Origin of the sequence: Verrucosispora sp. NA02020 (genome assembly GCF_013364215.1) — a bacterium.
Classification (GTDB): domain Bacteria; phylum Actinomycetota; class Actinomycetes; order Mycobacteriales; family Micromonosporaceae; genus Micromonospora.
Map to the genome: position 1 here is coordinate 7,135,934 of NZ_CP054923.1, position 14,404 is coordinate 7,150,337.

11 protein-coding genes are annotated in these 14,404 nt (G+C 70.9%); 5 read left to right on the top strand and 6 right to left on the bottom strand.

Going from position 1 to position 14,404, the window contains the following annotated elements; all coding sequences use genetic code 11:
• Positions 1-19: 19 nt before the first annotated feature.
• Both HUT12_RS33095 and HUT12_RS31875 read left to right on the top strand, forming a co-directional pair.
• Complete coding sequence (locus tag HUT12_RS33095; RefSeq protein ID WP_254877011.1) at positions 20-940, top strand: flagellar basal body protein FliL; 921 nt, start codon at positions 20-22, stop codon at positions 938-940.
• 147 nt (positions 941-1,087) lie between these two features.
• Positions 1,088-2,326, top strand: coding sequence for an ATP-binding protein (locus tag HUT12_RS31875; protein WP_131056729.1), 1,239 nt, complete (start codon positions 1,088-1,090; stop codon positions 2,324-2,326).
• A gap of 193 nt (positions 2,327-2,519) precedes the next feature.
• Here the strand turns inward: HUT12_RS31875 and HUT12_RS31880 are convergent, their stop codons facing one another.
• Positions 2,520-3,065 carry a GNAT family N-acetyltransferase gene (locus HUT12_RS31880; protein WP_176095587.1) on the bottom strand — a complete coding sequence of 182 codons (546 nt, stop codon included), beginning with the start codon at positions 3,063-3,065 and terminating at the stop codon, positions 2,520-2,522.
• 151 nt (positions 3,066-3,216) lie between these two features.
• On the opposite strand from HUT12_RS31880, the gene HUT12_RS31885 reads away from it, so the two are divergent.
• Both HUT12_RS31885 and HUT12_RS31890 read left to right on the top strand, forming a co-directional pair.
• Positions 3,217-3,762 (top strand): DoxX family protein, encoded by a 546-nt coding sequence (locus HUT12_RS31885; protein WP_131053439.1) that lies wholly within the window; start codon positions 3,217-3,219, stop codon positions 3,760-3,762.
• Between the two features lie 225 nt (positions 3,763-3,987).
• Entirely contained in the window at positions 3,988-5,433 is a 1,446-nt protein-coding gene (locus tag HUT12_RS31890; protein ID WP_176095588.1) for a glycosyltransferase 87 family protein, read from the top strand.
• Between the two features lie 47 nt (positions 5,434-5,480).
• Here HUT12_RS31890 and HUT12_RS31895 read toward each other — a convergent pair whose 3' ends face one another.
• The 5 genes from HUT12_RS31895 to HUT12_RS31915 form a co-directional block, all read right to left on the bottom strand.
• Positions 5,481-5,897: a molybdenum cofactor biosynthesis protein MoaE gene (locus tag HUT12_RS31895; RefSeq protein WP_176095589.1), complete on the bottom strand. Its 417-nt coding sequence runs from the start codon at positions 5,895-5,897 to the stop codon at positions 5,481-5,483.
• Positions 5,897-7,153 carry a molybdopterin molybdotransferase MoeA gene (locus tag HUT12_RS31900; RefSeq protein WP_176095590.1) on the bottom strand — a complete coding sequence of 419 codons (1,257 nt, stop codon included), beginning with the start codon at positions 7,151-7,153 and terminating at the stop codon, positions 5,897-5,899. Before HUT12_RS31900 ends, HUT12_RS31895 begins: the two co-directional genes overlap by 1 nt.
• Positions 7,154-7,175: 22 nt before the next feature.
• Positions 7,176-7,646 (bottom strand): molybdenum cofactor biosynthesis protein B, encoded by a 471-nt coding sequence (locus HUT12_RS31905; RefSeq protein WP_131053443.1) that lies wholly within the window; start codon positions 7,644-7,646, stop codon positions 7,176-7,178.
• A complete protein-coding gene (gene moaC, locus HUT12_RS31910) occupies positions 7,643-8,134 on the bottom strand; it encodes a cyclic pyranopterin monophosphate synthase MoaC (RefSeq protein ID WP_131053444.1) in 492 nt (163 codons plus the stop codon). Before moaC ends, HUT12_RS31905 begins: the two co-directional genes overlap by 4 nt.
• A gap of 223 nt (positions 8,135-8,357) precedes the next feature.
• Positions 8,358-11,465, bottom strand: coding sequence for an AfsR/SARP family transcriptional regulator (locus HUT12_RS31915; protein ID WP_131053445.1), 3,108 nt, complete (start codon positions 11,463-11,465; stop codon positions 8,358-8,360).
• A gap of 425 nt (positions 11,466-11,890) precedes the next feature.
• On the opposite strand from HUT12_RS31915, the gene HUT12_RS31920 reads away from it, so the two are divergent.
• Positions 11,891-14,395, top strand: a complete 2,505-nt coding sequence (locus HUT12_RS31920) for a bifunctional diguanylate cyclase/phosphodiesterase (protein WP_236145753.1) — start codon at positions 11,891-11,893, stop codon at positions 14,393-14,395.
• Positions 14,396-14,404 lie beyond the last annotated feature (9 nt).

Below are 14,404 nucleotides of genomic sequence, written 5' to 3' on the forward strand. Positions count from 1 at the left end.
CGGCCTCAGGAGTGCGTGCATGGCGAACTACGGACCACCGGGCAGCGGCGGCCCGTCGCCGTGGCACGAGCCGGGCCATGACGAGGCGTACGGCGGCCAGCGCCACGGCGGGCAGCCGTATGGCGGCGACGGGCAACCCTACGGTGGTGGCCAGGGCCATGGTGGCCGGTCCTACGACGACGGTCAGAGCCACGGCGGTGGCCGGTCCTACGACGGTGGCCGGTCCTACGACGGCGGCCCGTCCTACGACGGCGGCCCGTCCTACGACGGCGGCCCGTCCTACGACGGTGGGCAGTCCCACCACGGTGGGCAGTCCTACGGTGGCGGCTACGGTCCGGGAGCGAGCGGGTCGCCGTACCGGGGTAGCGGACATGACGCGGGCCACGGAGACGACTCGCACGACACCGCGGCGTACCCGCCCTATCAGGACGGCGCGGCGGAGACCGCGTACGCGGGACAGCCCGTGTCGCCGTCGGAGCGGGGACGCGGTCGAGGCCGGATCTTCGCGGTGCTGGCGACGGTGTTGGTGCTCGTGCTCGGCGGCGCGACCGCGTTCTACCTGCTCGGGACGGACGACGAGACGCCGACGCCGGTGGCCGCCCCCACGCCGGAGGAGGCACCGGTGACCCCGGCAGAGCCGGACGACGAGGACGAGACTCCGGCCGGTACGCCGTCGGAGGGCTCGTCCACCGATCCTCGGTTCGTCGAGCCGGGACAGTGCGTGCGCAACGAGGGTCCGGCCGGTGGCAAGCCCAAGCTGGTGATCAGCGAGTGCGCGCCGAAGTCGTACGAGGTGTTGCGCCGCTTCGACGGCGAGACCAGCGGGGAGCGGGACGCCGAGGCGAAGTGCGCGCCGGTCGACGGCTACACCAACTGGTACTTCTACGACAGCGAGTTGGACTCGCTGGACTTCGTGCTCTGCCTCAAACAACGCGGCTGAACCAGGAGCGTACCGACGATCGGTAAAACTAGTGCTGTCTAGCGTCCACGCTAGACAGCACTAGTTTTTGCTCGACCGGCAACACGCCGGTAGCCCCGTCTATCCATGTCTAGCTCCCCGCCTAGACGGGCCGATACTGTGCGATTCGTGGATCCCGTCCGCAACCCGTACGCTCCGGGCGCTGGTCAGCGCCCGCCCGAACTGGCCGGGCGGGGGCGGGAACTGGACGTCTTCGACATCGTGCTGGAACGCATCGCCCGAGGTCGCCCGGAACGGAGCCTGATGCTCACCGGTTTGCGGGGCGTCGGCAAGACCGTGCTGCTCAACACGCTGCGCTCGCAGGCGATCAACAGCCTCTGGGGCAGTGGCAAGATCGAGGCCCGCCCGGACCAGTCGTTACGCCGACCGATCGCCGCCGCCCTGCACATGGCCGTCCGGGAACTGGCCCCACGGCATCGCGCACCGGACCGGATCGACGCGTTCCTCGGGGTCCTCAAAGCCTTCGCCCAACGGGGCGCCCCGACCGGTCGCGCCGGGGCCGCCAAGCTACGCGACCGGTGGCAACCCGGCATCGACGTACCGGCGGCAACCGGCCGGGCCGACTCCGGCGACATCGAGATCGACCTGGTCGAGCTGCTCACCGACGCCGCCTCGGTGGCCAGCGACGTCGGCACCGGCGTCGCCGTCTTCATCGACGAGATGCAGGACCTCGGGCCGGAGGACGTCTCCGCACTCTGCGCGGCCTGCCACGAACTCTCCCAACTCGGCGCACCGCTGATCGTGGTCGGCGCCGGACTGCCGCACCTGCCGGCGGTGCTGAGCGCCGCCAAGTCGTATTCCGAGCGGCTGTTCCGCTACCAGCGCATCGACCGGCTCGACCGCATCGCCGCCGACCAGGCACTCTGCGCGCCGGCCGAGCGGGAGAACGTGGAGTACGAGGCGAAGGCGCTCGACCTGCTCTACGAGAAGTCCGGCGGGTACCCGTACTTCGTCCAGGCGTACGGGAAGGCGACCTGGGACCATGCCCCGCGGTCACCGATCACCGACGCCGACGTACGGGTGGCCGCCCCGGAGGCCGAGGCCGAGCTGGCGGTGGGCTTCTTCGGTTCACGTTTCGAGCGGGCCACTCCCGCCGAACGCGAGTACATGCGGGCGATGGCGACGCTCTCCCTGGTCGAGGGGGCAACCGACGGAGGCGGCCGGGACGACATGGACGCCGCGGTACCGACCGCCGAGATCGCCCGTGCTCTCGGCCGCAAGCCCGCCAGCCTCTCCCCGGCCCGGGACGCCCTGATCAAGAAGGGCTTGATCTACTCCGGGGAACGCGGCACGGTCGCCTTCACCGTCCCGCATTTCGGTCGCTACCTCCGCACCCAACCCGCCTGACACCCACCGCACCGCACCCCGCCTCGCCTGGCCCCGCCCCGCCCCGCCCCGCCCCGCCGATCATGGACTTCTGGTCGAGGTTATGTACCGGAATCACCCGTTCTCGTAGCGCCACGACTCCATGATCGACGGGGCCAGGGGCGGGTGGGGCGGGCGGCCCGGGGGCACGTGAGGCGGGGGCGGGGGGCGGGGGTCAGACCTTGGACCAGGGTGGGGGGAAGACGACGTCGCCGTGGGGTGGGGGTGGTTCGTCGCTCGTCGACGGGGGCAGTACCAGGGCCTGCCATGGCTCGCCCAGACCGGACCAGGGGCTGCTCAGGCCCATTCGGTCGGCTCGGCTGAAGCCGAAACGCCGGTAGTACGCCGGATCGCCGAGCACCACGACCAGTCGCTCGCCGAGTTCCGTGGCGGCTTCCAGGGCGGCCTGCACCACCGAACTGCCGAGCCCGATCCGTTGTCGGTGCGGTGCCACCGCCACCGGCCCGAGCACCAGCGCCGGGGCGTTGAGCCCGTCCGCGCAGACCCGGACCCGGGTCAGCAGGGCGTAGCCGACGATCTCGCCGCCGTACTCGGCGACCATCGCCAGCCTCGGCAGCCACGCGTCGCCGGCCCTCAGTTCGTCGACGAGGCGTACCTCCGGCGGCGTGGCCACGTCGGGGCGGGCGAAGGCGGCGGCCAGTACCCGGCGGACCGCGCCGGTGTCTGCCGGGTCCTCGGGTCGGAGCCGCAGCGTCGTCACGCCGGGAGGTTACCGCGCGCGACGCACGCATCAGTGACGGTCGCTGGAATCGGCGTGGCGTCCTCACCACTCGGCCCATCCGACCCACCCGATCGATCGAGATGGGCCGTTGCGGGGCATGTCGAGGTCACGGACGGGGTATGACTGTTCCATGACGCCCGTACGATCCCTCGCCCGCGCCATGTTGAGCGGCATCTTCGTGGTCAGTGGCGCCCGCAACTTCACCAACCCCGAACGCCTGGTGCCTGCGGCGCAGCCGGTCACCGACCGGGTGGCGCCGCTGCTGCAACGGGCCGACGCCCGCATCCCCACCGACACGGTGAGCCTGATCCGTGCCAACGCCGCCGTCCAGTTCGGTGCCGGGCTGATGCTGGCCACCGGGAGGTTCACCCGGCCGGCGGCCCTCGTGCTGGCCGGCACGCTGGTCCCGGTCACCCTCGCCGGACATCCCTTCTGGCGTAACGACGACCCGGCGGCGCGGAACAACAACCAGATTCACTTCCTGAAGAACCTCGGCCTCCTCGGCGGGTTGTTGCTCGCGGCGGCGGACACCGAGGGGAAGCCGGGACTGCGGTGGCGGGCCGGTCACCGCATCGGCCACTCACGACGGTCGGTACGCCGTGCCGTCCGGACCGCACGCCGTGAGGCCCGGATCGCCGTCCGCTCGGCGGCAACCGCGCGCCGAATCCCCGGCTGAGTCGCAGTCACCCCTCGCTGACCTGCGTTTATCCCACCCCCACACTGGCTAAGGCCGCGAATCACCTGAACCGCCCGGTAGGCGTTAACGCGGTGGAAATGTCAAAAGATTGTGTGGGATCGGACACGGTCGCATAACGCGGGAGGCACTGACGTGAGGCGCCGTTCTAGGCTCCCTACCGGACCTGGACGGGTAGGACGACCTTGGTACGGGGGTGGCCGAGCCATGCCGACGAGCGTCGGTAAAAGGCCGGACCGCCTCGCCGCAGTCCGCCGCGTAACGCGTGGGATCGATCGTAGGACAGTCGTACGGGCCGGCATCGTCGCCGCCGTCGCCTATGCCGCATGGCTTGCCATCGGCGCTTTCGGGCGTCCGTACAACTTCTTCGACATGAAGATCTACCACGGCGCGGTGGTCTGGTGGGCGAGCGGTCACGAGCTGTACGAGTTCGTCGCGCCCGACACCACCCTGGGTTTCACCTACCCACCCTTCGCCGGGCTGGCGATGCTGCCCATGGCGCACCTGCCGGTGAGCGTGGCGGGCCTGGTGAACGCGCTGGTCAGCATCGTGGTGCTGGCGGTGGTGCTGGCCGCCCTGCTGCGGCCGATCGTGGACCGGCTGGGCTGGCCACTGTGGTACACGGTGGCCCTCGCCACGCCGATCGCCCTCGCCATCGAGCCGGCCCGGGAGACTCTCGGCTACGGGCAGGTCAACCTGCTGCTGTTCGCCCTGATCATGGCTGATCTGGTGGCGCTGCGCTGGCGGTCGCGGCGCGGCACGCACCAGGCGGAGAGCGACGGTCCGCTGCTGCGGTTCGTCTACGGTGGTGCCTGGGCCGGTGTGGGCATCGGCCTGGCCACGGCCGTGAAGCTCACCCCGGCGTTGTTCATCTTCTATCTGATGATCACTCGCCAGTGGCGGGCGGCCGCGACCGCGATCGGCACCACCGTCGCCGTGACCATCGGCAGCTTCGGTGTCGTGGGCGCCGAGTCCCGGGCCTACTTCGGCAACGTGTTGTGGCAGACCGAGCGGGTCGGTGCGGCCGACATGACGCCCAACCAGTCCCTGGCCGGTCTGCTGGCGCGGCTGTACGACTCGATCGAGACGCCGACGCTGCTCTGGCTCGCCTTCGCGGTGCTGGTGCTGGCGCTGGGTCTGTCCCGGGCCTCGCAGTCACACGCCGACGGTGACGAGCTGACCGCCTTCACGCTGGTCGGCCTGACCGCCAACGTGATCAGCCCGATCTCCTGGACGCATCACCTCGTCTGGGTGATCCCGGCGATCATCGTGCTGGCCGACGCGGCGATCCGCCGTCACGACGCCAGTCGAGGTCCGGCCGTGCGGTCCCCCTCCGGCACGTACGGCGGCCCACCTGGGGTCTCCACGCTGCGCCCGCCGATCTGGTACCCGACGTTGACCGGGCTCCGCCACGGCATCGCCGCGATCGGGCTCTACCTGCTCTTCCTGATCTCGCCGATCTGGCCGTACGAACACCAACTCCCCGAGGTCTCGCACTACGAGAACGGGCTGTTCGGGGCGCTGATGGAGAACTCGCTGGCGCTGGCCCTGATCGTGCTGGTCGCCGCGTTGCCCTGGCGGCCGGGTGCGGAACCCGCCTTCTACACCGACCGGATGGCCCGCACCGCCGCGCTGCTGCATCACCGGCGCTGACAGCGGAGCGTCGGCGGTGCCGGGTCGACGTGACCCGGCACCTCCGATCACGGGCAGTTGACCCACTCCTCGGTGCCGTCGGCGAAGACCTGCCGCTTCCAGATCGGCAGCCGGGCCTTCACCTCGTCCACCAGTTTGGCGCAGGCGGCGAACGCGGCCGCCCGGTGTGCGGTGCTGACGGCCGCGACCAGTGCCGCGTCGCCGATGGCGAGCGGACCGATCCGGTGCGACACGGCCACCGCGTAGACGTCGGGATCGGCGGCGATCTCGGCCGCCACCTCCCGCAGGATGGTGGCGGCACTCGGATGACCCTCGTACTCCAGGCTCACCACCGCGCGGCCGTGGTCGTGGTCGCGGACCACCCCGGCGAAGGAGACCACCGCGCCGGCCCGCCGGTCGGCGACGGCGGCCTCGTGGGCCGCCAGGTCCAGCGGTTGCTCGGTCACGTCCCCGATCACGATCATTATGCCCGCTCCCCGGGCAGCAGCGGCAGCGGGACCAGCGGCACCCGATCGCCGACCTCGCCGGTACTGCCCGGCCGGATCACGGCGAACCCGTCCGAGCCGGAGAGCCCACGCAGCATCGCGGACCCGACGTGCCGGACCGGGCGGGCCGTCCCGGCAGCCTGGTCGAGGCGGACCAGGGCGAGGTGGGTGTGGTCGCCGCGTCCCGGCACCGGCTCGGCCAGCGTGACGTGCGGCAGCACCGGCGCCACCCGGCCGGCGAGACCCGCCAGCAGTGGCGCGACGAGCGAGACCAGCGCGACGACGGCGGACTGCGGGTTGCCGGGCAGCCCGGCGACGAACCGGACCCGACCGTCGCCGCCAACCACCCGGGCCAGCAGCATCGGGAAACCGGGGCGTACCGCGACGGTGTTGACCACGTAGTCCGCGCCGAGTTCGGCCAGCGCCGGATGCAAATGGTCGACCGGCCCGTGCATGGTCCCGCCGGTGGTGCAGACCAGGTCGGCGTGGGCCAACGCGGTGCGCAGCGCGGCCACGTGGTCGGGCAGCGTGTCGGCCACCGGGCCGACCACATCGGCCGGACGGATCTGACAGCCGTACCGCCGCAACCAGCTCGGCACGGTCGGGCCCAACGCGTCCCGGACCCGCCCGGCGGCGGGTGGACCGGCGGTGAGCAGTTCGTCACCGAAGACCAGCAGCGCGGCCCGGGGCTGCCGGCGTACCCGCAGCGTGTCGTGACCGCAGGAGGCGGCCAGTCCGATCACCGCCGGGTCGACCGGGGTACCGGCCGGAAGCAGTTCCTCGCCGGCCGCCGCCTCCTCACCGGGACGCCGCCACTCCGGCGTACCGCGCGGCACGCCGTCGACCGACCCGTCGGCGGTACGCGTCGACTCCTCCACCCGCAGCACGGCGGTGGTGCCCGACGGCACCATCGCACCGGTGGCGATCTCGACGGTGGTCCCGTCCTCGGTCAACGGGTCCGGCGTACCACCGGCCAGCACCCGCCCGACCACCCGCCACGGACCGGCGCCACGGACCGCCCAGCCGTCCACACTCGACGTGGGGAACGCCGGCAGGTCCGTCCGGGTGGTGAGCGGTTCGGCGAGGGTGTACCCGTCGATGTCGGCGAGCGGGCGCTCGATCGCGGGGAGCACGGCGGCCAGGCCCACCGCGTACACCCGGGAGCGCGCCTCCTCCCAACCGGCCGGCGGCGGTGCGGCGGCGCCCTCGGTGGCGGATGCGGTTTCCGTTCTCACCCGGCCGAGCCTAGCGCTTCGGCTAGTGGTCGCCACCGCGCAACTGGTCGACGGCGTGCGCGAGGATCGGCCCCAGCACGGCGAGACCGTCGCGCGCTCCACCGGTGGAACCCGGCAGGTTCACCACCAGGGTGCGACCGGCCACCCCGGCCACGCCCCGGGACAGCACGGAGGTGGGCACCCGGTCCCGGCTGTGGGCGCGCAGCGCCTCGGCGATGCCGGGGATCTCGTAGTCGAGCAGTGCCCGGGTGACGTCCGGAGTGCGGTCGGTGGGCGTGATCCCGGTCCCGCCGCTGGTGACCAGCACGTCGACGCCGGCGGCCACCGCCGCCCGGATCGCGTGGCCCACCGGTTCGCCGTCCGGCACCACCACCGGGTCGTCCACCTCGCAGCCCAGCTCGCGCAGACCGTCGGCGAGCAGCGGGCCGCTGGTGTCGGCGTACACGCCTGCGGCGGCGCGGTTGGACGCCACCACCACCCGGGCGCGGATCACGGCCGGTCCGCCGGACGCTCCCAGAGGCCGGTCTTGCCGCCCTCTTTGCGCACCACCCGGACCGACTCGACGCTCGCCGCCGGGTCCACCGCCTTGACCATGTCCACCAGGGCCAGCCCGGCGACCGCCACGGCGGTCAGCGCCTCCATCTCGACGCCGGTCCGGTCGGCCGTGCGGGCGGTGGCGGTGATCTCGACGCTGTCCGTGGTGGGCACCAGGTCGACCGTGACACCGTGCAGCGCGATCGGATGGCAGAGCGGGATCAGGTCCGGAGTGCGCTTGGCGCCCATGATCCCGGCCAGTCGGCCGACCGCCAGCGCGTCCCCCTTGGGCAGCCCGTCCCGGCGGAGCAGCTCGATCACCTCGGACGTGGTGCGCAGCCGACCGGCCGCGACGGCCACCCGACCGGAGACCTGCTTGGCGGAGACGTCGACCATGCGCGCCGCACCGGTCGCGTCGACGTGGGTGAGCTGGGCGGGTTCGGTCACGGCGGCGAGCCTATCGCCCCGCACCGACGGACCCGGTCGTGCGGTGTTACGCGGAAGGAGTGGCGCTTGCGCGCCGCCCCCTTCCGCACCCTGCCGTGGCAGCTGGGACATGCCGGTGGCAGGCGTCGCGACGAGATCCGTCGATGGCGGATCTCCCCCCGTCGGCGACCGTCGAGACGCTACCCACCCGGTCGATAAGAAAGCGATAAGAAGGTTTCTCTGGTCACCGGTGCTCGGCACCGGACGACGCAGCGGCCAGCCCGTTGGGGGTCACGCCGGCGGACGGCCCTGCCAGACGGCGTTCGACCTCGAACCGCTCGGGCACCCCCATACGCCGGAAGATCGCCAGGGCCCGTTCCCAGTGCCGGCGTGCCTCCGCCGGATCCGCTTCGGACAGGTGCTCGGCGAGGCCTGTCAGGGCTCGGCCCTGCTCGTACGGGTGCGCGATCCGGGTGGCCAACTGCAGGGCCGCCCGGTGTAGAGCGGTCAGCCTGCCGGCGTCCGCAGAGCCGGCCAGGGTGAACGCGAGATCGTTGAGCGCGGCGGCCTCGACGTGCGGCTCGCCCGACTCCACCGCCAACTCACGGGCAAGTTCGTGCTGTCGCACCGCCTCGTCAACGCGACCCAGACCGCGTAGCGCGACGCCGATGTCGTTGCGCACCTCCGGCTCCGCATAGCGGTGACCGGTACGCTCCCGCATCACCAACGCCGCCTGAAGTGCGCGCAGGGCGGCACCGTACCGCCCCATCCGGCATTTGACCCCACCGATGTGTCCCAGCGCGTTGAGGATGTGGAACTGGTTGTTGACCTGGCGACCGAGGAAGAGGTGCAGGCGATGCAGGCGCAGCGCGTCGTCGTACCGACCGAGCAGTCCGAGCGCGAGCCCCACGCTCGGCAGGAAACTCGGCACCTCGCCGGGGTCGTACCCGTTCTGGCTGCGCAGGCCGTCGAGACCGCAGCGCACAGCCTCTTCGAGGTCGCCGCGAATCCAGTGGATGGCTGCCAGGTTGTTCCGGTAGCGGCCGATGTTCTTCAGGTCGCCACGCCGCTCGGCGATGCGGACGGCGGCGCCGACGTGCTGCAACGCGTCCCCGTAGTCACCGGTGCGGACATAGGCGGAGGCGAGGTAGTTGTGCATCGCGGCGATGGCCGCGTCGTCCTCGACCAGCTCTGCCGCCGCGAGGCCGTGGAGATGTGTCGAAATGATGTCGTCGAAATAACCTCGAACGTAAAGGAAACGCCACAACAGCCGAGTCAATCGCCACGCCTGTTCGTGGTGTCGCCATTCCCGGGCCCGCACGACGAGCGACACGAGGTTTGCCCGCTCCGTCTCCATCCATTCCTCGGCCGGTGTGCCGACATCTGCCAAAAGGTCAGGGCGGCGAGGTCGACCGAGGCTTACCTGTCCGCGTACGAAACCGGACTCCAGATCGTCGGCGACGCCGAATGCAAGGTGGAGAACGAGGTCCAGCAGCTCGGCGAGAGCGGCATTCCGGGTGTCCGGTGAATCGTGTCGCATCGACAGTTCGTGGGCGTACTGGCGGATGAGGTCGTGCATCCGGTACCGCCCCGCCTCGACCTCTTCGATCAGATGACAGTCGACGAGAACGTCCAGTGCCTCGGTGGTGTCGGCGAGGGACAGGCCGGACACCGCACTGGCGATCGCCGCGCCGAACACCGTACTCGGATGGACGCCGAGCAGCCGGAACAGTCTCTTGGCGTCAGCGTCCAACGGCTCGTACGACGCCGCGAACGCGCCGGCCACGCTCCGATCGCCGGACGCCAGATGGTCCAACCGGCGCGCGTTGCCCGCCAGCAGCGCCGCCAGGTCGGCGACCCGCCAGGTCGGTCGATGCGCCAGCCTCGAACCGGCGAGCCGGATGGCCAGCGGCAGGTGCCCGCACTGCTCCACCACCGCCACCGCCGCCTCCGGTTCCGCCGCCACCCGTGCCGCGCCAGCCGTGGAGGCGAGCAGCGCCACGCCCTCCGCGACGTCCATCGCCGGCAGGGACACCGGCGGACCGACATCCAAGCCGGTGATCCGTCGCCGAGACGTCACGATCACGGCGCTCCCCGGCACCGTGGGCAACAGCGGGCGGACCTGCTCGGCGTCCGCCGCGTTGTCCAACACCACGATCACCCGGCGTCCGGTCAGCTCCCGGCGCCACAGGACCAGCCGGTCGGCGAGTTCCGGCGGTATCCGTCCGCCCGGCACACCGAGTTGGCGCAGCAGCGTCGCCAGCGCGGTCGTCGGATCCACCTTCGTGGCCGGGTCGTGACCCGCGAGGTCGATGAAGAGCTGTGCGTCCGGAAGACGGGCGGCTAGTCGGCCTGCGACGTGCAGGGCCAACGCCGTCTTGCCGCTGCCGGGCATGCCGTCGACGAGGTGCACCACGGAGACGGACGTGCCGGCACACAGCGTGGCCGTGACCAGGTTTTCGACCGCCGGGGCCCGGCCGACGAAGTCGGGCACCTCCCGGGGCAGGAACGGTGGCGCTGTGCCCTCCCGGCCCACCGCATCGCCCGACCGCGCCGACGGCGGGACACGGGACTTCGCCGGCCGCCGACGCTCCCGCTCGTGCGCAGCTATGTGCTGATGGAGCTGCCGCAATTCCGTCCCGGGCTCGATGTCCAACTGCTCGCGCAGCACCCGCCTCGCCTCGACATAGGCGGCGATGGCCCCGGCGTGGTCGTTGCGCAGGTGCAGAGCCCGCATGAGCAGCAGATGAGCGCGCTCGCGCAGCGGTTGTCCCATCAAGAGTTCCCGGAGCACCGGCAGCGCCTCGTCGTACCGACCCAGACGGATGCGCAGCTCGGCCAGGAGTTCGGCCGCCAGCAGCCGGTCCTCGGTCGCCGATGCCACCTGCGCCAGCAGTCCCGGGCCCAACGGAAGTCCGGTGAGCATGGGTCCCTGCCAGCGCGCCAGTGCCCGGTTCAGCAGGTCCGCCGCCGCCGAGTCGTCCACGTCGACGAGCCGACGGGCCTCGGCGACCTCGGACTGGAAGGCGAAGACGTCCACGAGCGAACTGTCGAGGTCGAGCCGGTAACCGTCGCGGGTGCGGACCAGCACCTCGCGTTCCGGCACCAACAACTCAAGACTGCGCCGTAGATTGGCCGCATAAGTACGGACATTAGGCACGGCCGAGTGAGGTGGACGGTCCGGCCACAACTCGTCGACGAGCTGACCCACCGACACCAGCCGCCCGGGGTTGCAGGCCAGCATGGCGAGAACCGTCTGCTGTTTCGGCGTCCCGAGGGGCAACACCCCCGAGTCGAGGCGTACCACGAGACCGCCGAGGACCTGAATCTGCACCGACCCCTCTGCCCGCATTCAAAGGATCACTGTACGCAGCTTAACCAGGATCCAGTGCTGCCAGGCCCCGCGCGATGCGGCAAGCTCGACCGAAACGGCGATGAAACGAGCAAAGCTCTCTGGTCACACTTGTTCAGCAGATAGCTTGCGGCGACGGGCATCGAGGAGGACAACGCGATCGGTCCACTAATTGGACCCTCCGTTAAGCGAGTGAAACTGAACGTAACTTAATATCACCATATTGGCCTATTCTGCGCAATAAGACACCTTTAGTCGCTAAATGCCCGCAAGCGCCCCTAGGGTTTGGCTACCAACGCGAAGGCAGCACCAAACTGGGGGTCGAGATGAACTCGAACGAATGGGGCTGATCCCATCTTCTGGATCAGGACCAACCGACGTACGCTTGCGGAGCGCAGCCCCTCGGTGACGAACGGGGACGATGGTTGGCTCTGCAGGAACGACAGACCGGGACCGATCGGCGGCTACTGCCGCTAATCGGTCTCGTCGTCGTTGTGGCCGGACTGGCCGCAGCGGTCTCCGTCGCCCACCTGCCCAGCTACGGAGCCGTCAACGCCACCCTGATCTGGACCGCCCTGATCTCCCTCGTGGCGGTCGGATTCACCGCCAAGGTCCGGGTCCGCATCCGCGCCTCCAACCACTACATCGCGTGGACCGAGACCGCGATCGTGATCGGCCTCGTCGTGGCACCGACCTCGGTGGTGGTCCTCGCCACCGGCTTCGGCGTCGCCATCGCCACCACACTGGCCCGACTCACACCGATCAAGCGCGTCTTCGGCATCGCCAAGAACATGCTCGTCGCCACGGCAGCCGGCCTGGTCCTGCAACTGTTCACCTGGCCACCAACCAACTCCGACATCGCCGAGACCGTCCTCCCGCTGGCAGCCGCCTACCTCGCCGCAGTGCTACTGGACGAACTCGTCACCCTGCCGGTCATCGCCATGGCCACCGGCACCTCGCTGCGCAACCTCTTCCTCGACAACTGGGACGTCCGCCTCACCGCAGCACTGACCCGTCCCATCGTCATCGTCGGCACCATCCTGATCGTCAAGATCGACACATGGCTGCTGCTGGTGGTACCGCCACTCGTCCTCAGCCTCCACCTGCTCAACTCCAACCGCGTCCGCAGCCGCACCGAACAACAAGCCTGGCAACGACTCGCCCAGACCACCGACGCGCTCAACGTGGTCGAACTCGACGACGTACTCACCACGGCGGTCACCCGCGCCGCCGAACTCTTCTCCGCCGACGAGGTCGAGATCGAACTGCGCGAGGACGGCCGGGTGGTACGCGGCTCCACCGAGACCATCACGTACGACGGCCCCCTCGGCGAACCCACCGAGGTACACGGCGCCACCGTCCCCGTACGCCTCGAAGGACACGACAAGACCGTCGACGTCGGCATGCTGCGGCTACGCTTCCGCGGCCCGGTACGGCTCTCCGAAAGGGAGCGGTACACCCTGCACACCTTCGCCTCCGCACTGTGCACGGCCGTCCGCAACGCCCAGGCGTACGCCGAACTCGCCCGGGTGGCCCAGGCCCACGCCCACGCCGCCGCACACGACGCACTGACCGGGCTGGCCAACCGACGCCACCTGCTCGAAGAGGGCAACGAGCAGTTGCACCACCGGCACGCCGACGGAATCACCGCCCTGGTGCTCATCGACCTCAACCACTTCAAAGAGGTCAACGACACCCTCGGCCACGCCGCCGGCGACCAGATGCTGATGCAGGTCGCCGAACGGCTCCGCACCGCGGCCCGCGCCGACGACCTGGTCGCCCGCCTCGGCGGCGACGAGTTCGCCGTACTCCTGCGGGCACTTCCCGCCCCCGCCGTCGCCACGCACCGCGCCGACACCCTGCTCGCCGCCCTGCACGAACCGTTCGACGTCGACGGCATGCGGATCAGCGTCGAAGCCAGCGGCGGGATCGCCGTCGCCCCCGCCACGGGCGGCATGGTCGAACTGCTCCGACGCGCCGACGTCGCCATGTACCAGGCCAAACGGAGCGGCAACCGGATCGCCACCTACGCACCCGCACGCGACACCGCAGACATCGGCCGACTCACGCTCGGCGGCGAGCTGCCCCGCGCCGTCGCCGACCAGGAGTTCACGGTCAACTTCCAGCCCATCGTCGACCTCGGCACCGGCGAAGTCATCGCCGCCGAGGCACTGGCCCGCTGGCACCACCCCACCCACGGCATGATCGACCCACTGCGCTTCCTGGAAGCCGTCGAACGCTCCGGACTGCTCCCCGCGTTCGCCGACGCCATCCTCGACCAGGCCCTGATCGCCGCCGGCACCTGGCGCGACGCCGGCTTCGACGTCCCGGTCGCGGTCAACGTCTCCCCCCGCAGCCTCCTCGACGCCCGCTTCCCCGGATCCGTCCTGGCCCGCCTACGCGCCCACGACCTGCCCCCCGACCGGCTGGTCCTGGAACTCACCGAAACCCTCACCCTCAGCCAACTCGACGTCGTCGACCAGGGACTCACCCGACTACGCGAGGCCGGCATCCGGCTCGCCCTCGACGACTTCGGCACCGGCTACTCCTCGCTCTCCCTGCTCTCCCGCATCCCGGTCCACGAACTCAAGATCGACCGAAGCTTCGTGACCGCCATGGAGTCCGCCACCGAAGCCGCCGCCATCATCCGCTCCACCCTCGACCTCGGCCGCAGCCTCAACCTGGCCGTCGTCGCCGAGGGAGTCGAACGCGAAGCCCAACGCCGCGCCCTCTGGGAACTCGGCTGCACCGCCGGACAGGGCCACCTCTTCGCCCGCCCACTCGCCGCCGGCACACTCCTCGCCGCCCTCCAACGCGGCGCCGGCGGCCGACCGGGAAGCCTCGCCGCACCCCTGCACGACGCCGGCTCCGTCGTCCGGCTACCCAAGGGACGACGGCAGGGGGGCCGGGGCCACCACCAGCCCGCCTGACACACTGGC